General features: G+C 64.2%; 16 protein-coding genes. 8 read left to right on the forward strand and 8 right to left on the reverse strand.

Annotation, left to right across the window (positions count from 1 at the left end; all coding sequences use genetic code 11):
• Nucleotides 1-53: 53 nt before the first annotated feature.
• On the forward strand, nucleotides 54-902 hold the full coding sequence (locus tag AB6804_RS17725) for an IclR family transcriptional regulator (RefSeq protein ID WP_370887543.1): 849 nt from the start codon (nucleotides 54-56) through the stop codon (nucleotides 900-902).
• A 110-nt stretch (nucleotides 903-1,012) separates the two neighbouring features.
• Here the strand turns inward: AB6804_RS17725 and AB6804_RS17730 are convergent, their stop codons facing one another.
• On the reverse strand, nucleotides 1,013-1,357 hold the full coding sequence (locus AB6804_RS17730; RefSeq protein ID WP_370887544.1) for a hypothetical protein: 345 nt from the start codon (nucleotides 1,355-1,357) through the stop codon (nucleotides 1,013-1,015).
• Here AB6804_RS17730 and AB6804_RS17735 point away from each other — a divergent pair.
• The gene (locus AB6804_RS17735) at nucleotides 1,356-1,898 is read left to right on the forward strand and encodes a phytanoyl-CoA dioxygenase family protein (RefSeq protein WP_370887545.1); all 543 of its coding nucleotides are present in this window, start codon (nucleotides 1,356-1,358) and stop codon (nucleotides 1,896-1,898) included. The genes AB6804_RS17730 and AB6804_RS17735 overlap by 2 nt on opposite strands.
• On the opposite strand, the gene AB6804_RS17740 is transcribed toward AB6804_RS17735, so the two are convergent.
• Nucleotides 1,892-2,506, reverse strand: a complete 615-nt coding sequence (locus tag AB6804_RS17740) for a helix-turn-helix domain-containing protein (protein WP_035963869.1) — start codon at nucleotides 2,504-2,506, stop codon at nucleotides 1,892-1,894. The two genes, AB6804_RS17735 and AB6804_RS17740, sit on opposite strands and share 7 nt — an antisense overlap.
• A 187-nt stretch (nucleotides 2,507-2,693) precedes the next feature.
• On the opposite strand from AB6804_RS17740, the gene AB6804_RS17745 reads away from it, so the two are divergent.
• From AB6804_RS17745 to AB6804_RS17760, 4 genes are all read left to right on the forward strand, one after another.
• A complete protein-coding gene (locus tag AB6804_RS17745) occupies nucleotides 2,694-4,193 on the forward strand; it encodes an aldehyde dehydrogenase family protein (protein ID WP_370887546.1) in 1,500 nt (499 codons plus the stop codon).
• Between the two features lie 25 nt (nucleotides 4,194-4,218).
• Nucleotides 4,219-5,391: an NAD(P)/FAD-dependent oxidoreductase gene (locus AB6804_RS17750; protein WP_370887547.1), complete on the forward strand. Its 1,173-nt coding sequence runs from the start codon at nucleotides 4,219-4,221 to the stop codon at nucleotides 5,389-5,391.
• 228 nt (nucleotides 5,392-5,619) lie between these two features.
• On the forward strand, nucleotides 5,620-5,826 hold the full coding sequence (locus AB6804_RS17755; protein ID WP_075583136.1) for a hypothetical protein: 207 nt from the start codon (nucleotides 5,620-5,622) through the stop codon (nucleotides 5,824-5,826).
• A gap of 260 nt (nucleotides 5,827-6,086) precedes the next feature.
• A complete protein-coding gene (locus AB6804_RS17760; RefSeq protein ID WP_370887548.1) occupies nucleotides 6,087-6,473 on the forward strand; it encodes a PaaI family thioesterase in 387 nt (128 codons plus the stop codon).
• Between the two features lie 66 nt (nucleotides 6,474-6,539).
• Here the strand turns inward: AB6804_RS17760 and AB6804_RS17765 are convergent, their stop codons facing one another.
• The 3 genes from AB6804_RS17765 to AB6804_RS17775 all read right to left on the reverse strand — a co-directional run bounded on the left by AB6804_RS17765 (nucleotide 6,540) and on the right by AB6804_RS17775 (nucleotide 11,520).
• On the reverse strand, nucleotides 6,540-7,646 hold the full coding sequence (locus AB6804_RS17765) for an acetate/propionate family kinase (protein WP_370887549.1): 1,107 nt from the start codon (nucleotides 7,644-7,646) through the stop codon (nucleotides 6,540-6,542).
• A 4-nt stretch (nucleotides 7,647-7,650) separates the two neighbouring features.
• Entirely contained in the window at nucleotides 7,651-10,050 is a 2,400-nt protein-coding gene (locus tag AB6804_RS17770; RefSeq protein WP_370887550.1) for a phosphoketolase, read from the reverse strand.
• A 132-nt stretch (nucleotides 10,051-10,182) separates the two neighbouring features.
• Nucleotides 10,183-11,520, reverse strand: a complete 1,338-nt coding sequence (locus AB6804_RS17775) for a hypothetical protein (RefSeq protein ID WP_370887551.1) — start codon at nucleotides 11,518-11,520, stop codon at nucleotides 10,183-10,185.
• A 102-nt stretch (nucleotides 11,521-11,622) separates the two neighbouring features.
• Here AB6804_RS17775 and AB6804_RS17780 point away from each other — a divergent pair, with 102 nt between their 5' ends.
• Entirely contained in the window at nucleotides 11,623-16,032 is a 4,410-nt protein-coding gene (locus AB6804_RS17780) for a DEAD/DEAH box helicase (protein WP_370887552.1), read from the forward strand.
• A gap of 4 nt (nucleotides 16,033-16,036) precedes the next feature.
• Here AB6804_RS17780 and AB6804_RS17785 read toward each other — a convergent pair whose 3' ends face one another.
• The 3 genes from AB6804_RS17785 to AB6804_RS17795 form a co-directional block, all read right to left on the reverse strand.
• Complete coding sequence (locus AB6804_RS17785; RefSeq protein WP_370887553.1) at nucleotides 16,037-16,252, reverse strand: hypothetical protein; 216 nt, start codon at nucleotides 16,250-16,252, stop codon at nucleotides 16,037-16,039.
• A gap of 192 nt (nucleotides 16,253-16,444) precedes the next feature.
• Complete coding sequence (locus AB6804_RS17790; protein ID WP_035963858.1) at nucleotides 16,445-16,705, reverse strand: hypothetical protein; 261 nt, start codon at nucleotides 16,703-16,705, stop codon at nucleotides 16,445-16,447.
• 36 nt (nucleotides 16,706-16,741) lie between these two features.
• Nucleotides 16,742-17,026, reverse strand: a complete 285-nt coding sequence (locus tag AB6804_RS17795) for a hypothetical protein (protein WP_370887554.1) — start codon at nucleotides 17,024-17,026, stop codon at nucleotides 16,742-16,744.
• A gap of 369 nt (nucleotides 17,027-17,395) precedes the next feature.
• Between AB6804_RS17795 and AB6804_RS17800 the strand changes: the two genes are divergently transcribed.
• Nucleotides 17,396-19,531 (forward strand): protein kinase, encoded by a 2,136-nt coding sequence (locus AB6804_RS17800; protein ID WP_370887555.1) that lies wholly within the window; start codon nucleotides 17,396-17,398, stop codon nucleotides 19,529-19,531.

Raw genomic sequence — 19,531 nt, forward strand, 5'->3', positions numbered from 1 at the left:
CGCGGTGGAATCGTGTTCTCATTCCGAACAGGACATTTCTAACGAGAAACTAAATGGCAGGGAACCTCGAGCGCGCGTTGTCGATCATCGAATTGCTCGCGAAGAACGGCGGGCGCATGCCGCTCGCGACCATCGCGGATACGCTCAACATTCCGCGCAGCGGCACGCATCGGCTGCTCGCGATGCTGATCGACGAAGGCTACGTGCGTCAGGACAAGGATCACGGCGAGTACATGCTCGCGCTGAAGCTCGTGTCGCTGGCGCTCATTTACCTCTCGACGGGCGGCGTGCTCGATGTCTCGCAGCCGGTGCTGGACCGTCTCGCGGCGGCATCGGGGGAACTGGCGCGGCTCGGCGTCGTCGAGGACGATCACATTACGTTCGTCGGCAAGGCGCAGGGCGCGAAGTCCGGCCTGCGCTACGACCCCGACATGGGCAGCCAGCCGCCGCTGCATTGCACGGCGAGCGGGCAGGCGTGGCTCTCGTGGTTGTCGGACGAAGAGGCGCTCGCGCTCGTATCGAAGCAAGGCGGGCTAGGCAAGCCGGGACAAGGCGGCCCGAAGGCGCCAAAGACCATTCAGCAATTTCTCGCGGATCTGCAGGCGGCGCGAAAGCGCGGCTATGGTATCGCGAGCGAGACGTACGAGGCCGGCATGACGTCGATGGCCGCGCCGATTCATCATCCGGTGACGGGCGCGGTCGTCGGCGTCGTGAGTCTCGCGGGACCGACGAGCCGCCTGCCCGACGCACGTCTGAAGGAACTTGCGCCTGCGTTGCTGGAGGCGGCGTCGGATATGGGGGCCGCGACGTTGAGCTCGCCGTACTTCAAGCGTTCCGCGACGAAGGCCGATGCTCCCGAACCGCCGCGCGCGGAAGGAAAGAAGCGCAAGACGGCGGTTTGACGGCGTTCGATTGGCCGAACGGTCGCCGACCGTGCAGTATCATGGTTTGCGTGACTCGAAGTCATCACGTCGCGCACGCGCGCCAGCGTTACATGTTCGACTGAAGCGCTTCACAGAAACGCATCCAGGAGACCTCCGTGCAACGAGTCGATCCCGCAGCCTTCACTCCCGAACTCGCCGTCGATGCCCTTTTGAACGGTCCCGGCGCCATCTGCGTGCGAGGTTTGTTCAGCGCGGCGCAGATCGACGAAGCGCGGCGGATCGTCATGGCGCAGTCCGACGATCGCGCGCAGACGGTCACGCATTTTCAGGGGCAGGCCGCGCAGGACGACACGCTGCATTTGCAGCGCCGCGTATGGAACCTGCTCGCGAAAGGCGACGTGTTCTCGCAGATGGCCGAGCAGGAAAGCATCGTCGCGGCGATGCGGGCGCTTTCTCGGCGACGACTTCATCATGGGCTCCATCGCGGCGAATCGCATTCTGCCGGGCGGGCCGGGACAGGAGCCGCACATCGACTATCCGTACTGGGACTATCACATGCCCGCTACGTTTCCAGTCGGCATCAACACGAGCTTTCCGCTCAACGCACAAGTGACCATTCCGCTCGATCCGTTCACCGCCGAAACCGGCGCAACGGCGTTCGTGCCGCATACGCAGCATGCGCTTCGGTATCCAAACGAAAATGATCGCTTCTACGAGCGGGCGGCACGCATGGAGGCGGAACCGGGCGACGCCATCGTGTTCTTCGGCGCAACGTGGCATTGCGCGATGCCCAATCGCAGCACGCGCGACCGCAGCGCCGTCCTGATCCAATACCTGCCGAAGTTCGTGAAGCCGATGGAAGACCTGCGCGCGATGGTCGGCGAAGCGTTCGTCAAGCGCGCAAGCAAGACGATGCGCCAGTTGCTTGGACTGAACTACCCTTATCCGCAAAACCTCGAAGCGATCGAACGGGCCACGAACGCCGAAGGCCGAACGAACGCGAAACGCTACTGAGCTGCGGGCGGCACGCCGCCGCCGGTCGCCATCCAGAGCACTTCCGCGTCTTCCTCGCTGGTTGAAATCGCGGCGTGACCCGTCCGGCTGTCGAAGTAGAGACTGTCGCCGGCGTTCAGATGCGTCGGCGCGTACAGTTCCGAATAAAGACACACGCTGCCGCTGATCACATAGAGAAATTCCTCGCCTTCGTGGCGGCCCCAGTCGTCGAACGCGTCGAGCGTGTGCGCCGAGATGCGGATGCGAAACGGCAGCATCGCCTTGTGCGCGAGATCGGTGGCGAGCAACTCCATCTGATAGCCGCGATACGCATGGCGCTGGCCTTCGTTGCGGCGTGTGAGCGCGCGGCGGCCGCTCGCGGTGGGCGCGCTCGCGCTGCCGAACAGTTCGCCTAGGTCGATCCGCAAGCCGCGCACGATCTTCTGCAATACGTCGAAAGTCGGCGACATCAACCCGTTTTCGATCTTGGACAAGGCCGAGCGCGACACGCCGCATAGCCGGCTCGCGGTTTCGAGCGTCATGTTTTGAGCGACGCGCGCCTGTCTCACTCTGCGCCCGAGATCGGCGAGAGACGGTTCGGGCGAGTGGTTCATGGGAACGGTGTTCATGGAAGCAAGGCGCGTTTTGTTTCCGATAATACATCAGCGTACGGCCAGCCGTCGGGACTGGAGAAAACCCGAATATTGGCTGCATTGTGAGCACGGACAACGGCGAGTATAGTCTCCGGACAGCGAAAAGTTTCTGATCAGAAACACGCGGCGCCTCTCAACGCATCGGCTTCAAAAGGACTTCATCGTGGACGCTCAATCGATTCTTTCCGACCTCGGCATCAGCGGCCTCGTCGCTGACGGCGACATCGCCGTGACTTCACCGATCACGGGCGAAGTCATCGGACGCGTGAAGCGTCACACGTCTTCGCAGGTCGACACCACGCTCGCGAACGCGCGCACCGCCTTCGCCGCGTGGCGCAATGTGCCCGCGCCGCGCCGTGGAGAACTCGTGCGATTGCTCGGCAATCGCCTGCGCGAGAAGAAGGCGGCGCTCGGGCGGCTGGTGTCGCTCGAAGCGGGCAAGATTCTTCAGGAAGGTCTCGGCGAAGTGCAGGAGATGATCGATATCTGCGACTTCGCCGTCGGCTTGTCGCGGCAGTTATACGGGCTCACGATCGCGTCCGAGCGCCCGGGGCATCGGATGGCCGAGACGTGGCATCCGCTGGGCGTCTGCACCATCATTTCGGCGTTCAATTTTCCGGTCGCGGTGTGGTCGTGGAACGCGGCGCTCGCGCTCGTCTGCGGCAACGCGGTCGTGTGGAAGCCGTCCGAGAAGACGCCGCTTACCGCGCTGGCCGTCGATCGCATCCTGCGCGACGCCATCGAGGAATTCGGCAGCGCGCCGGAGGGGCTGGCGTCGGTCGTGATCGGCGATCGCGACATCGGCGCGCAACTGGTCGCGGACAAGCGTTCGGACATCGTCAGCGCGACGGGCAGCACGGAGATGGGCCGCGCGGTGGGTGTCGAAGTGGCGCGGCGCTTCGGACGCCCGATTCTCGAACTCGGCGGCAACAACGCGGGCATCGTCTCGCAGACGGCGAATCGCGATCTCGCGCTGCGCGGCATTCTCTTTTCGGCGGTCGGCACGGCGGGGCAGCGCTGCACATCGCTGCGGCGTCTGTTCGTGCATGACAGCATTTACGATGAAACCGTCGCGCGCCTCAAGGACCTCTACGCGAAAGTCCCGGTCGGCAATCCGCTCGAAGCGGGTGTGCTGATGGGGCCGCTCATCGACGTGCAGGCGTTCGCTCGCATGCAAGATGCAATCGAGCAGGCCAAGGGCGAGGGCGGCAAGGTCTCCGGCGGCGAGCGCGTGGCGGTGGACGGTTGCGAAGGCGGCTATTACGTGCGTCCGGCGCTCGTCGAAATGCCGGCGCAAAGCGAGATCGTGTTGAAGGAAACGTTCGCGCCGATTCTCTACGTGATGCGCTACACCGATTTCGACGAAGCCATCGCCGCGAATAATGCCGCCGTGCATGGTTTGTCGTCGTGCGTCTTCACCACCGATTTGCGCGAGGCCGAACGCTTCCTGGCGGCGTCCGGCAGCGATTGCGGCATCGCGAACGTGAACATCGGGCCGAGCGGCGCGGAAATCGGCGGCGCATTCGGCGGCGAAAAGGAAACCGGCGGCGGACGCGAATCCGGCTCCGACGCATGGAAGGCGTACATGCGGCGCGCGACGAACACCATCAATTACTCGTCGGAATTGCCGCTTGCGCAGGGCATCGACTTCAATCTCGGCTGAAGCATTCACTCGCGACGGGGGCGGCGTGGCATCTCATGTGGTGATCGTCGGTGGCGGGGTGATCGGCAGTTCAGCGGCGTATTTCCTGCGCGCATCGGACCCGAGCGTGCAAGTGACGGTGATCGAGCGCGATCCGACTTATGCGCGCTCGTCGTCGGCGTTGTCGGCGGCGTCGATCCGGCAGCAGTTTTCCACGCCGCTTTCGGTGCGGATGTCGCTCTACGGTATCGAGTTTCTGCGTGCGGTCGGCGAGCGGCTCGAAGTGAATGGCGAGCGTCCTTGCATCGATCTGCACGAGGGCGGCTATCTCTTTCTCGCGACGCCTCCCGGCGAAGCGACGCTGCGCGAGAACCATGCGATGCAGCGCGAACTCGGCGCGGATATCACGTTGCTCGATCCCGCCGGCCTGCGCGCGCGCTTTCCGTGGCTGAACACCGACGATCTCGCAGCGGGCGCGTTCGGTGAAAGCGGCGAGGGCTGGTTCGACGGCTACGGGCTCGTGCAGGCGCTGCGGCGCAAGGCGCTCTCGCTCGGCGCGCGCTACGTCGCGGCGGAAGTGACTGGCATCGAACGCGAAGGCCGGCGCGCCACGCGCGTGCGTGCATCCAACGGCGAGGCGTATGCCTGCGATGTCGTCGTCAATGCGGCGGGCGCATGGTCGCGTTCGCTCGCGGCGATGCTCGACATCGACATTCCCGTGCATGCGCGGCGGCGCAGCATCTTCAATGTATCGTCGCCCGCGAAGCTCAAGGGCAGTCCGCTGCTGATCGATCCGACCGGCGTGTATTTTCGGCCCGAAGGACGCACCTACATTTGCGGCGCTTCGCCCGCCGCCGATAACGACCCCGATGACCTTCCGCTCGACGAAGTGGATCACGCGCTTTTCGATGACGTCATCTGGCCCGCGCTCGCGCATCGCGTGCCGCAATTCGAGGCCTTGCGCGTCGAGCATTGCTGGTCCGGCTATTACGAATACAACGTGCTCGATCAGAATGCGATTATCGGCGCGCATCCGGGCATCGATAATTGCATCTTTGCAAGCGGATTTAGCGGACACGGTCTTCAGCACGGTCCGGCGACAGGGCGCGGCATTAGCGAACTGATTTTGCACGGCCGCTATACGACGCTCGATTTGTCGCCGCTTGGCTGGGCGCGCATTATCGAAGGCAGGCCGATCGTCGAGAAAAACGTGGTGTAAAAGCGATCGCTTAAGTTGCCGTCGCCGCGAACGGGCAGGCATCATTCTGGCTGGCTTGAAGACAGGCGGAATCGTTATCGAGGTCAGGCAATTGAGAAGCGTCCGCCAGACGCGCATTCTTTAAATCATCCGCACAGTTTCGGACTGCGTCCATCAATGAAATCCACTAGGGCCACTTGGCCCTTAGAAGCGCATTCTGGAACTGTTAAGGAAAAAAGGAGGCGAAAGATGGATGTTCGATCAAATATGTCCAACACGCGTTTTGCAGAATGGATGGAAGACTCCGAAGCACCGGGCGATACGACGGCTCATGCGTCGCATCGTTCCAGCCAGGTCAGTGGCGAGCCGGAATATGTTGCCGAAATTTGCGGCCGTTTCGCCGGCGAGAAAGCAGACGAGGAACAAAAGTCTTGCGTGGTTCGGGGATATAACTAATCGTTTTACGACATAATGACTTGCGCGCGCTATCGCTATTTAGCGGGGCGCGCAAGGGCGGTTGCCCCTAGTACAGATCATTGCGCTTTGACGCGAAGTTTTTCTCATTCCCCCGGCCCCGAGTCTCGTAAAACTGCCGTCGAACATAACGCAGCGTACGACCGGCACGGCGACACGATGGCACAATCCCTTGCATCGGATCATTGAGACGACCACGCATGTCGTCGTCCATGACACTTTCGACGCAGGGAGACTGTAGCTTGGCGAATCTGGATCTCGACAATCCTTTCCTCGAAGCGCTCGGCGCGACGCTAACCGAATGGCGCGCCGGCTACTCCGAGTTCACGATGCCCATTCACGCGGGCCATCTGAACCGTCAGCGCATCCTTCAGGGTGGCGCAATCGCAACGCTGCTGGATGTCGCCTGTGGTTACACCGGCCTCTTCACGACGGGCTCGACACCCATACACGGCTTCACGTTGTCGCTGACGGTGAACTATCTCGATCGCGGCATCGGCGACAAGGTCGTGGCGAAGGGCTTTCTCGAACGGCAGGGCAGGTCGGTGTACTTCGCGCGTGGCGAAGCGTGGGTCGATGGCCGGCTCATGATCGCGAGCGCGCAGGGCACCTTCAAGTACGCGCGGTGAACAAACAGGATGCGGCGAATGGCATGCGGCATGCAATGCGCTGCATGCCGCATGCAAAATGCCAACTCAGTGAGCCAGCATCCGCCGGCAATGCCGCGCAATTTGCCGCTCTTCGTCCGTTGCTACGACACGATGTTCGGCATGCAAAAAACCAAGACCATCGAGTATTTGCGTGCGGACTGCCTCGGCATGTTCGCCGATTCCGCCGCTGAACACGATCAGATCGACGCCGCCCAGCAGCGCCGCATATGCGCCGATGTGTTTGCGGACCGCCGTGCAGAACACGTCGATGGCGAGCGCGGCGTCCGCGTCGCCACTGTCGCGACGCGCGAGCAGCCCTTCCATGTCGTCGTCGGAACCGGATAGCCCCTTCATGCCGCTTGCGTGGTTGACGAGCGTTTCCAGCGCGTCCGCATCGCGCGCTTCGTGGCGCAGAAGGTGGATGAGCACGCCCGGATCGAGGTCGCCGCTGCGCGTGGCCATCGGGATGCCGCCGGTCGGCGTCATGCCCATCGACGTATCCACCGAGCGGCCATCTTTCACGGCGCACAGGCTCGCGCCGGAGCCCAGATGCGCGATCACCACCCGCGAAGGCAAGTGCGCGCCGAGCGTGTTCACGATCGACTCGTACGACAGCCCGTGAAAGCCGTATCGCACGACGCCGCGCTCCGCGTACTCGCGCGGTAGAGCAAAACGCTGCGCACGCTCGGGCATCGTGCGATGAAACGCGGTGTCGAAGCACGCAAAATGCGGCACGTTCGGGAAGATGCGCTGCGCCTCGTCGACGAGCGCGAGCGATTGCGGCAGATGCAGCGGCGCAAATGGAATCGCCTCACGCAACGCGTCCTTCACGCTCGCTGTGATTTCGCCGTGCATCCGCACATGCCGGCCGCCGTGCACGATGCGATGCCCGACGCCTGCCAGCGGCTCGCGCAAATGGCTCGCAAGCGCATCGGCGACGCGCTGCAACGCATCGTGCTGCGATTCCATCAAGTGATCGCGCGCGATATCGATCTTGCCATCGGACGAGCGCATCGACAGCGAACCGCTCGCGCGTCCGATGCCTTTTGCGCTGCCCGAAAGCCACGCCGCTTCGTCGCCATCGCGCGCGATGAATACGCCGAACTTGAGGGACGACGAGCCGCTATTGAGCACCAGGATGCCTTGTGTCATGGCGTCAGCCCTTCCGGGTCCAGGCGCGGATTTCCTCGCGATCGATGCCTTCGTCGTGCGCGTAACGCACGCTTTCGATGATGCGGTTCTTGAGCAGCTCCTTCGTATGCGCGGCGGTGCTCGAAAGACCCGGCACGCGATCGATCACGTCGATTGCAAGCGTATAGCGGTCGACGCCGTTGATGATCGCAAGCTCGAAGGGCGTGTTGATATTGCCGCGCTCCCGATAGCCATGCACGTGCATGTTTGCGTGATTGGTGCGGTTATACGTGAGCTTATGCACGAGCGACGCATACGAGTGAAAGTTGAAAATCACCGGCTTGTCGCGCGTGAAGATGGAATCGAAGTCGCGATGCGACAGGCCATGCGGATGGTCCGTTTCAGGCATCAGCCTGAACAGATCGACGACATTGACGAAGCGAATCTTGAGATCCGGGCATTCCGCCTTGAGTATTTCGACGGCGGCGAGCGCTTCCATCGTGGCGATATCGCCGGCGCATGCGATCACCACATCCGGCTCATGCCCCTGATCCGTCGATGCCCAGTCCCAGATGCCGATGCCCTTCGCGCAATGGACGATCGCCTCCTGCATGTTCAGATACTGCAAATGCGGCTGCTTGTCCGCGACGATCACGTTCACGTAGTCATGCGAGCGCAGGCAATGATCCGCGACGCTCAGCAGGCAGTTCGCATCCGGCGGCAGATAAATACGCACGACGCCCGGGCTCTTGTTCGTGACGACATCGAGAAAGCCGGGGTCCTGATGCGTGAAGCCGTTGTGATCCTGCCGCCAGACGAGCGACGTGATCAGCAGGTTGATCGATGGCACCGGCGCACGCCACGCCAGTTCGTTCTTCGCCTTTTCGAGCCACTTGGCGTGCTGGTTGAACATCGAATCGATCACGTGCACGAACGCTTCGTAAGTCGCAAAGAGGCCGTGGCGGCCGGTCAGCACGTAGCCTTCGAACCAGCCTTCGAGCGTGTGCTCCGAGAGCATCTCCATCACGCGGCCATCGGGCGAGAGCGCGCCGCCGTCGGCGTCTTCGGGCTTCGTTTCCGCAAGCCACCGCTTGCCGGATGCTTCATAGACGCCATCGAGCTTGTTGCTCGCGGTTTCATCGGGACCGAAGAGGCGGAACGTCTTCATGTTGCGGCGGATCACGTCGCGCAGGAACGTGGCGAGCACGGCGGTCGGCGATTGATAGACCGCGCCCGGCTTCTCCACATCGAACGCATAGGCGCGAATGTCGGGCATATCGAGCGATTCGCGCAACACGCCGCCATTCGCATGCGGATTCGCGCTGATGCGCCGCGTCCCCTCCGGCGCGAGTTCGCGCAGGCCTTCGATGAGCCGGCCGTCGTCATCGAAGAGTTCTTCGGGCTTGTAGCTTCGCATCCATTCTTCGAGCACCGCGAGGCTCTTCGGATTCGTGGCCGGATCGGGCACCGGCACCTGATGCGAGCGCCAGAAGTTTTCGATCTTGTGACCCGCGAATTCCTTCGGGCCGGTCCATCCTTTCGGTGTACGAAGCACGATCATCGGCCACCGCGGGCGCGTAAGCTCGCCCGGCTTCCCGCGCGCGCGTTGCTGGATGGCCTTGATATCGCCGATACAGCGTTCGAGCGTCGCGGCCATCGACTGATGCATGAGCTCGGGCTCGTCGCCTTCGACGAAATGCGGCTCGTAGCCGTAGCCTTTGAACAGCGCTTCGAGCTCGTCGTGCGGAATGCGCGCGAGGATCGTCGGATTCGCGATCTTGTAGCCGTTGAGATGCAGGATCGGCAGCACGGCGCCATCGGTCGCAGGATTAAGGAACTTGTTCGAATGCCACGATGTGGCGAGCGGTCCCGTTTCCGCTTCGCCATCACCGACTACGGTTGCGACGATCAACTGCGGATTGTCGAAGGCCGCACCGAAAGCATGCGACAGGCTATAGCCCAATTCCCCGCCTTCGTGGATGGAACCCGGCGTTTCCGGCGTGCAATGCGAACCGATGCCGCCCGGCGATGAAAACGCGCGAAAGAGCCTGAGCATGCCGCGTTCATCGTAACTGCGGTCGGGATATATCTCGGAGTAGTGGCCTTCGAGGTACGAATTGGCGAGCGTCGCGGGAGCGCCGTGACCGGGGCCCGACACGAACAGCACATCGAGGTCGTCGCGCTTGATGAGCCGGTTCAGATGGACCCAGACGAACGATTGACCGGGGTCCGAGCCCCAGTGCCCGAGCAGGCGGCGTTTGATGTGTTCCGGCTCGAGCGGCTCGCGCAGCAACGGATTGGCGCGCAGATAGATCATGCCGACGGAGAGGTAATTGCACGCGCGCCAGTAGGCGTCGATGTTGCGCAATAGGTCGGCGGAAAGCGGTGCGGGGGTTGCGGTTTTGCCCTGGACGTCGTCGTTCACTTGCTTCTCCTTGCGGTCAGCGTTGCGTGGAGCGTCGGTCTTGCGGCTTCGTACCCGGGAAGGATGCGGAAGCGTCGCGCAGATCATACTTTGGATCGCGCGACGGGTTGTTGACAGAAACGGAGGGCGCGCTCACTCCATGGCGGATTGCGTGACGTCGTAATCCATCAGCAAGGCTTTGTTGTCTTCCCACGCACCGATGTAGTGAACCATGAAGCTGTCCGGGAGGCGGTAAGACCACGGCGTATTCCATTCGACGAACGAAGCGATGTGCGTCGCATCGAAGCCCGCATGTTCCTTGAACTCGCGGTTGAAGAAATGCTGATCGTCATGATTCACATAGACGCTCGACTTGTCCGGAAGTTGCCCGCATACATCGAGAATGCGCTGAAACGCATCGTAGTTCTGCTGCGTGCGCTTGAATCCCATGATGCCGGAATTGAAGATCCAGGTACCGACATCGCGGGCGAAAAGGGCATCGTGCCCGTGCATGATGGATTCGAGCTTGCGGTTCATGTCGTTGAAAAGCACATCGGCATCGACCCAGAAGACCCATTTGCGACGCGGCAGATACTCACGCAAGAGCGCCGGCTTGAGCCAGTCGCCGGCGGTCTTGCCGTCGTTCAGATGCGACGGAATTTCGCGATGCAGATAGAGCGTATAGCCGTGCCGCTCGCAATAGCGTCTGAAGTTCGCCTCGGCGATGCGTCCGTAACGCGCGACGTTCGGCGTGTAAAGCGTGACGACAGCGATGGCCTGTTCCGGCTGATAGACGCTATGCGGCTCCGTGTCGCAAGCCTCGGTGCCGGGAAACGAGAGCAGCGGCAGGCTGCGCGTCAGGCGTTCGTTGACATGCGCGAAGAGCGCCGCGCGAAACCGCCGATGATGCTTGTCGTCGGCGATGCAGACGGAAAACGTGCTCCACGTGGCCCAGACGCTCTCCAGATTGGCCGCAGCAGGGACGACCACATGGGCATCGGCGATCTTGTGGCGCGAGGGCAGCGCTTCGAAGTCGCATAGCAACTGGCCTTCGTCGGGGGGAAGTTCCACGCCGAACCGGCAATGCGTGACGACTTGGAGCAGCTTGCGACGAACCCGCTCGGTGTTGCGCCAAAGCTGGATATCCGTCTGAGGAAGCGGTGATTCGGCGCAAGTGAGAAGCCAGTCGCGGCCGTCGAGCAGCGTGGGAAGCGGCGTCGAGCCAATAATCACGGCGTTCTCGCTGAGCAGCAACACGATCTCGCCCGGCTCGATCCGTTTCAGTTCGTGCAGCAGCACCTCGTATTTGTACGTCCACAGCTTCTCCGGCGCGCTGCCGGATTGCTGCGACATGTCAATCTGCACGTGCCGGTAGTTATGCATGCGTGCGTAGCGGCGATGATTGGCGAGCGCGCCCGGCGCGTGGTCGAAGAAAAGGCTGACGACCAGCATGAAGACCTTGGAGGCGAGCGATTGAAAACCGCCTAGCATCGCCTCAAATAAGAACAGTTCGGATGGGACGTGTCCTAACAGCGCCAGATCGCTTGAATGCACCGTTGCGCGTCCTGTCGCGAGCGACTCTAGAATGTTCCGATGACCGCCGATTCCGAATCCTTTTCACCTGATGCCGCGCTCGACGGCTTTCATCCCGCCGTCGCCAACTGGTTTCGCGCGCATTTCGCCGCGCCGACGTCGGCGCAGGCGCGCGCCTGGCCGCTCATTCATGCACGCCGCTCGACGCTCGTCGCCGCGCCGACGGGCTCGGGAAAGACGCTCACCGCGTTCCTCGCCGCGCTGGATGAACTGGTGCGCGACGGCGTCGCGGGCGGCGGCGTTCTGCCGGACGAAACGCGCGTCGTGTATGTGTCGCCGCTGAAGGCGCTGTCGAACGATATCCGCGTCAATCTGCAGGAGCCGCTTGCCGGGATCGCGCAGCAATTGCGGGAGATGGGCGCGGCCGCGCCGGAAATCCGCGCGGCGGTGCGTACCGGCGACACCACTCAGCAGGAGCGCAACGCGGTGCGCAAGCGTCCGCCGCATATCCTCGTGACGACGCCCGAATCGCTTTACGTGCTGCTGTCGTCGGATTCCGGCCGCGCGATGCTGTCGACCACGCGCACGGTGATCGTCGACGAAATCCACGCCGTCGCGGGAAGCAAGCGCGGCTCGCACCTGAGCCTCAGCCTCGAACGGCTCGATGCGCTCTGCGAGGCGCGCGGCGCGGCGCGTCCGGTGCGCGTCGGTTTGTCGGCGACGCAAAAGCCGATCGAACTCGTCGCGCAGTTTCTGGCGGGCGAGGGCCGGCCGTGCGAGATCGTCGATGTCGGGCACGTGCGCGCCCGCGATCTCGCGCTCGAACTTCCGCCGATGCCGCTCGAAGCGATCATGTCGAACGACATGTGGGAGCGCGTCTACGACAGGCTCGCGGAACTGTCGGCGCAGCATCGGACGACGCTCGTGTTCGTCAACACGCGCCGCATGGCCGAGCGCGCGGCGCGGCATCTGACGGACCGGCTCGGCAAGGAGGCCGTCGCGGCGCACCACGGCAGCCTGGCGCGCGAGCATCGGCTGGACGCGGAGCAGCGGCTCAAGCGCGGAGACTTGCGCGTGCTGATCGCGACGGCGTCGCTGGAACTGGGTATCGATATCGGCGATGTCGATCTCGTCTGCCAGATCGGCTCGCCGGGATCGATCGGCGCGTTCCTGCAGCGCGTGGGGCGCTCGGGGCATCACGTCGGCGGACTGCCGAAAGGACGGCTTTTTCCGACTTCGCGCGACGATTTGATCGAATGCGCGGCGCTGCTCGATTGCGTCCGCCGTGGCGAACTCGACGCGCTGACGGTTTCCCGCGCGCCGCTCGACGTGCTCGCGCAGCAGATCACCGCCGAGGTGGCGTGCCGCGAGTGGGGCGAGGACGAACTGTTCGGGCGCATCCGGCGCGCGCATCCCTATGCGACGCTCGACCGCGCGCACTACGATGCGGTGCTCAGGACGCTGGCTGAAGGTTACACGGGGCGGCAGGGCGTGCGCGGCGCTTACGTGCATCGCGATGCGGTGAGCGGCACGCTGCGGGGCCGGCGCGGCGGCAAGCTGACGGCGGTGACATCGGGCGGCGCCATTCCCGACAACGCGGATTTCGCGGTCCTGCTCGAGCCGCAGGGCATGCAGATCGGCACGGTGAACGAAGACTTCGCCGTCGAAAGTCTCGCCGGAGATATCTTTCAGCTCGGAAATACGTCGTACCGGATCGTGCGGGTGGAAGGCGGGCGCGTGCGCGTCGAGAATGCGAACGGACAGCCGCCGAATATTCCGTTCTGGCTCGGGGAAGCGCCGGGGCGCAGCGATGAGCTGTCGTTCGCGATTGCGCGGCTGCGGGCGGAAGTCGACGCCCGGCTTAGCGAGGGCGATAGCGCACAGGCCGCAGGAAGCAGTAACGTCGACGCCGCCACCGCCTGGCTCGCCGAGGAGACCGGCATCGGCATGGAAGCCGCGCGTCAGATCGTCGACTATCTGGCCCGCTCACGCGCCGCGCTTTCCGTGCTGCCGACGCAGGATACGCTCGTCATGGAGCGCTTCTTCGACGAATCCGGCGGCACGCAGCTCGTCATTCACGCGCCGTTCGGCAGCCGCGTGAACCGGGCATGGGGCCTCGCGCTGCGCAAGCGCTTTTGCCGCACCTTCAACTTCGAACTGCAGGCGGCGGCGACCGAGGACGCCATCGTGCTCTCGCTGACGGGCGGCCACAGTTTCGCGCTCGATGAAGTCTGGCGTTATCTGAAACCGGCGACGGCCGAGCACGTGCTGATTCAGGCGCTGCTCGACGCGCCGCTCTTCGGCGTGCGCTGGCGCTGGAACGCGACGAACGCGCTCGCGCTGCCGCGGTATGCGGGCGGACGCAAGGTTGCGCCGCAATTGCAGCGGATGAAAAGCGAAGACCTGCTCGCCGCCGTGTTTCCGGATCAGGTCGCGTGCGCGGAGAACATCGCCGGGGAGCGTGAGGTGCCGGCGCATCCGCTCGTCGAACAGACGATCGACGATTGCCTGCACGACGCGATGGACAGCGACGCGTGGCTCGCGCTGCTTCGGCGCATCGACGCGGGCGCGGTGCGGCTGGTGGCGCGCGACTTGCCCGCGCCTTCGCCGCTGGCCGCCGAAATCCTGTCGGCGCGGCCTTACGCGTTTCTGGACGACGCCCCGCTCGAAGAGCGCCGCACGCAGGCCGTGCTCGCGCGCCGCTGGACCGATCCGCAATCGACCGACGACCTCGGCGCGCTCGACGCCGAAGCCATCGCGAGCGTGCGTGCCGAAGCGTGGCCGTCGGTGACGAGCGCCGACGAAATGCACGAGGCGCTGACGACGCTCTCCTGCATCACCGATGCCGAAGCCGCCGCCAGCGATGGCTGGTCCGCCTGGCTCGATGGCCTGGCCCGCGCCGGCCGCGCGACGCGCCTCAGGATCTCCGATGACGACGCGCTGTGGACGCCGGTCGAGCGCCTCGCGTGCGTGCGCGCCGTCTACCCGCATGCGCCGATGCATCCGCGTCTCACGCCGCCGCCCGGTTTCGACGATGCCTGGAGCGAAGACGATGCGCTCGTCGAAATCGTGCGGGCGCGGATGTCGGGCTTCGAGCCGCTGACCGTGGCGGAGATCGCGCGGCCGCTGGCGCTGCCGGCATCGGCCGTCGCGGTTGCGTTGACGCGGCTCGAAAGCGAAGGCTCCGTGATGCGCGGGCACTTCACGCCGCACGCGCCAGGCGCGCCGGGCATGGACGAACAATGGTGCGAGCGGCATTTGCTTGCGCGGATTCATCGATACACCGTGCGCCGGCTGCGTCGCGAAATCGAGCCGGTCGAGCGGCAGGACTTCATGCGCTTCCTGTTCGAATGGCAGCGCGTGGCCCCCGATGCCCGCGGCGAGGGCCGCGACGCGCTGCTCGCCGTGCTCGAACAGCTCGAAGGTTTCGAAGCGCCCGCCGTCGCGTGGGAGGACGAGATTCTGCCGGCGCGCATCGCCGATTATTCAGGCATCTGGCTCGACGAAATCTGCCGCGCGGGAAAGATCGTCTGGTCGCGGCCGGCGGGGCGCACTCGTGCGACGGGCGGCCCGGTGCGCGGCACGCCGATCGTCCTGTTGCCGCGTCGTCAGCTTGCGGCGTGGAACGCGCTGATGGCCGCGGATGAGTCGCCGCAACAGTCGTCGCGGGCGCAACGGGTCTTCGACGCGCTGAGCGCGCACGGCGCGATGTTCTTTGACGAACTGCTCGCGGACACGCGGCTCCTGCGCACCGAACTCGAAGACGCGCTCGGCGAGCTTGTCGCGCTCGGACTCGTCAACGCCGACAGTTTTGCGGGTCTGCGCGCGCTGCTCGCACCCGCCGCGAAGCGCAATGCGTTGTCGCGCCGATCGCGCGGGCGAACGGGCGGCCTGTTCATCGGCGGAATGGACGATGCTGGGCGCTGGGCGTTATTGCGAAAAGCAAGCGCGGGCGAAGAGCATGGTCGAGGCGGCGACATCGAGCACGTCGCGCGGACGCTGTTGCGGCGTTACGGCGTCGTGTTCTGGCGGCTGCTGGAGCGCGAGGCGCAATGGCTGCCGCCGTGGCGCGATCTGCTGCGCGTCTATCACCGGCTGGAAGCGCGCGGCGAGATTCGCGGCGGGCGCTTCGTCGCGGGGCTGGCGGGCGAACAGTTCGCGCTGCCCGAAGCGGTGCCGGTGCTGCGCGAGATGCGCAGGCGGCCGAAGGAAGGCGTGTTCATCGCACTGAGCGCGGTGGACCCGCTCAATCTCGTCGGCACGCTGCTGCCCGGCGAGAAGGTGCCGGCGCTGGCCGGCAATCGCGTGCTGTATCTGGATGGCGTGCCGGCCGGCGCGGTGATCGCGGGCAAGACGCGCTATTTCGGCGGCTCCGGCGACGCGGACGGCGAGACGCGCGAACGCATGCGTCTCGCGCTCGTCAGGCGCACGGCGCGCTCGTTGAACTCGGGCGCCGTCGTGCAAGGTTGATGCATCACTTCGAAACGATCTTGTTGCGGAACGGCCCCGGCTGCTGCACCGGCACGTCCTTCACCGGCACGCCCGGATAATCGACGACCCGCCCGGGATTCGAAGCGCGTACGCGAAACAGCGGACGCGCCGCATCGCGTGCGCCGCCGGCGATCGTCGTCATTGCCTGCCGGTCTAGCTCGACGCTGTCCGCGAGATCCCTGATTTTGATGACAGCCATGACTGCTTCCTCCTTCGTGATGGAGCCGTGCTGCGGGGCATCGTTTCGAGTATAGGCAATCCGGCCGGCTCCTTGCCGCGATCGCATCGGGGCGACGCCATCCACGTGAAAGCGACGAAGGCGGCGAAAAGCCGAAGCTTTTCGCCGCAGACGCCGCGTTCGATGTTCGATGCTTCTACTGCGGCGCGCGCGTCAGAACGACGCCGATGCGTTCAGCTTGCCGATTTGCATCGGGTTGATGTCGAAGTGCGGCGAGACGCCCGCGCCGACATAGCCGATGTTGCTCAGCGCCGTGACATCGACCTTCTGAATCTGCGTGAGGTTCTGAAGGATGCCGACGTTCACTTCGACGTTGGCATACGGCCCGTAGCCTTGCCCGCCGGATACGGCGGACATCGCGCGGCAGTCGAGTTCCTTGCTGTGGGACAGGTCCCTGACGATGATGGACGACATGGTGGTGCTCCTCGCGAAGGGTGTCGTTGTTCCGGCTCAGGCCCAGGCGAGCCCGCCGCCGATGTTGATGTTGCTCGTGTTGTGCGCCTTCTGATCGGGCTGGACCTTCGAGTGGATGTCGTCGGCGAACGCGACGTTGACGCCGTTCTCGTTGAACGTCTTCTGGTCCTGTTGCACCATTTGCTGCGTGTTGAACGACAGCGAAACCTTCGAGATGTCGAAGACCGGCACGAAATAGCTCGAGCCGCCTCGCACGGCCGACATCGCGCGGCGATCGAGTTGTTCGGTGACGGGCAGGTCCTTGATGGTCAGCGTCTTCATTGCGGTTCTCCTGATTGCGCATGGCGCGTTCGGTGGTGGATTGAGCAACATGTCTGCTCGGGCCACTGCAATGCATCAGCCATGCCATGCGTGATGCTGCGAAGCGCCACACGCCGCGATGCCTTGCAGGACGGGCGTGTGCGGTGGATGAAGCCGCGCGCCGCGAAAACGTCGATCGCATTGAATGCCTCCACGCGACCGACAGCCGTCGCGTTGTGTCGGTATCCGAACGACATGTGCGCGATGCCGCTCTTCGCTGAAAACGCCATTTGCCTAAGCCGCATGCGAGGGCTAGTATCGAACGAGCATGGGTTGTTTGGTACGACAAGTGAGTTTGTCGGTCCATTGGCGCCGCAACGAGTCGCACAGATGACTAGCTTCCGAGAAGCGCTTCGCACATATCGGGGCGATGGCGGTTCGCGCGACGCGTTTTTTGCAGGGGTCGATGGCGCATTGGCCGCCGATCGCACGCCGGGCGCGCGGCTCATCGAGATCCTCGACGAGGAGAACGCGGCGAATCCCTTGCCGCGCGATATCTATTCGGCCATACGCCGCCGCATCGAACATACGGCGCGCATGCGCGCGACGCCGAACCCCGGCACGACCTATCAGCCAGGTCGCGACGAAACACGCCTGCACGTCACGCCCAATGCGCCGCCGCCGCTGCCGCCGCGCGCATCCGACGGCGCAGGCGCCAGCGCAGGCGCCGACACGACCGGCGGGACCGGCGCGACATCGGGACAGGCGACGCAGGTGCTTCCCGAAGTCGATCAGGTCAAGGGCGTGGGCGATACCCTGAATAATCGCTTCGTGCTCGAAGAATGTCTCGGCATCGGCGGGATGGGCACCGTTTATAAGGCGCTCGATCTGCGCAAGCTTGAGGCGTCGGACCGTCGGCCTTATGTGGCGATCAAGGTGCTGAATTTGCAGTTTCGCGGCAATCCCAATTCGCTGATCGCGCTGCAACGCGAGGCCCGCAAGGCGCAGCAGCTTGCGCATCGCAACATCGTCACCGTGTACGACTTCGACCGTGACGGCGCCATCGTTTATCTCACGATGGAATATCTGTCCGGCCAGCCGCTATCGAAAATACTTCGGATGCCGAATTTCAGGGGCATGCCGTTTCACGAGATGTTCCGCATCTTCAAGGGCATGGCGACGGCGCTCGCCTATGCGCATGAACGAGGCTTCGTGCATTGCGATTTCAAGCCGGCCAATGTGTTCGTCACCGATGCGTCGGAAGTAAAGGTCATCGACTTCGGTATCGCGCGGGTGATTCAGCGGCCCGAAGAAGACACCGAAGCGACCGTCTTCGATCCCGGCAGCCTCGGCGCGCTGACGCCCGCGTATGCGAGCCCGGAGATGCTCGCGCATCGCGAGCCCGATCCACGCGACGATATCTATGCGCTCGGCTGCATCGCGTACGAGCTGTTGACCGGAAAACATCCGTTCGACCGCGTGCCCGCGTTGCAGGCGAAGAGTGCGGGCATGAAGCCGCAACGTCCCGAGAATCTCGGCAACAAGCAATGGAAGGCGCTGAAAGCCGCGCTCGCTTTCGAGCGGGAAGAGCGGACCCCGACCGTTGCACAGTTTCTCGATGAGTTCAGCGAGGAACAGCCGGTTGCATCGGCGCAAGCGAAGACGAAGCGCGTTGCTGCGCCGAAGCTCGCTATCGGAGCGATGGCGCTGGTGTTGATCGCCGGCGCGGGGTACGTGTTCTTTGCGCATCAGAAGGGCCGCAATTCGACTGCGACGACGGCCGCGCCAGTGACCATGCCCACGCCCGAACGACCCGCGATCACGCCAGCGTTGCCCGCCGCGCCCGCGCCGACGCTCACGATTGCCGCGGTCACGCCGGTGCTCGCGAGCGCGCCGTGCTCGGCGCTCGTGGCGTCGGTGCACGATCAGACGGTCGACGTGCAAGGCTTCGTGTCGGAGAAATACGGGCTCGCGCGGCTGAAGGAATCGCTCGGCCGCGTGCCGGGCGTTCGTGCGACGAACTTCGGCGTGCAGCAGGTCAGCGACGACAAGTGCGACATGCTGACGACGTTCGCGCCGTACTGGACGGCCAATCGACAGGCGGGGCGTCCCGCGTCGGTGCATACGCGATCGAGCCAGACGCGCCTTACGGAAGGCGATCCGCTGATCGTCGAGCTAATGACGCCCGCGTTCGATTCCTACGTGAACGTCGACTACTTCATGCTGGACGGCAGCGTCGTACATCTTCTGCCGAACGGGCGTTCGCGCGACAACCAGGCGCCGCCGAGCTATAGCGCGACCATCGGCGCGATGGGCGACTGGGTGGTCGGCAAGCCTTTCGGCGCGGAGATGATCGTGTTGACGGTGGCGCCCGCGCCGCTCTTCGACGCTCCACGTCCCGACAATGAAGCGAAGCTGGAATATCTGCGTGCAGTGGACAAACGCCTGAAGGCGCTCGCGGCCCGTTACGGACGCGAGCGCGTGCTGGTCGATATTTTTCAGATCACGACGCAGCCAAAGAAATAA

The organism is Caballeronia sp. RCC_10 (genome assembly GCF_041360715.1).
Lineage (GTDB): Bacteria > Pseudomonadota > Gammaproteobacteria > Burkholderiales > Burkholderiaceae > Caballeronia > Caballeronia grimmiae.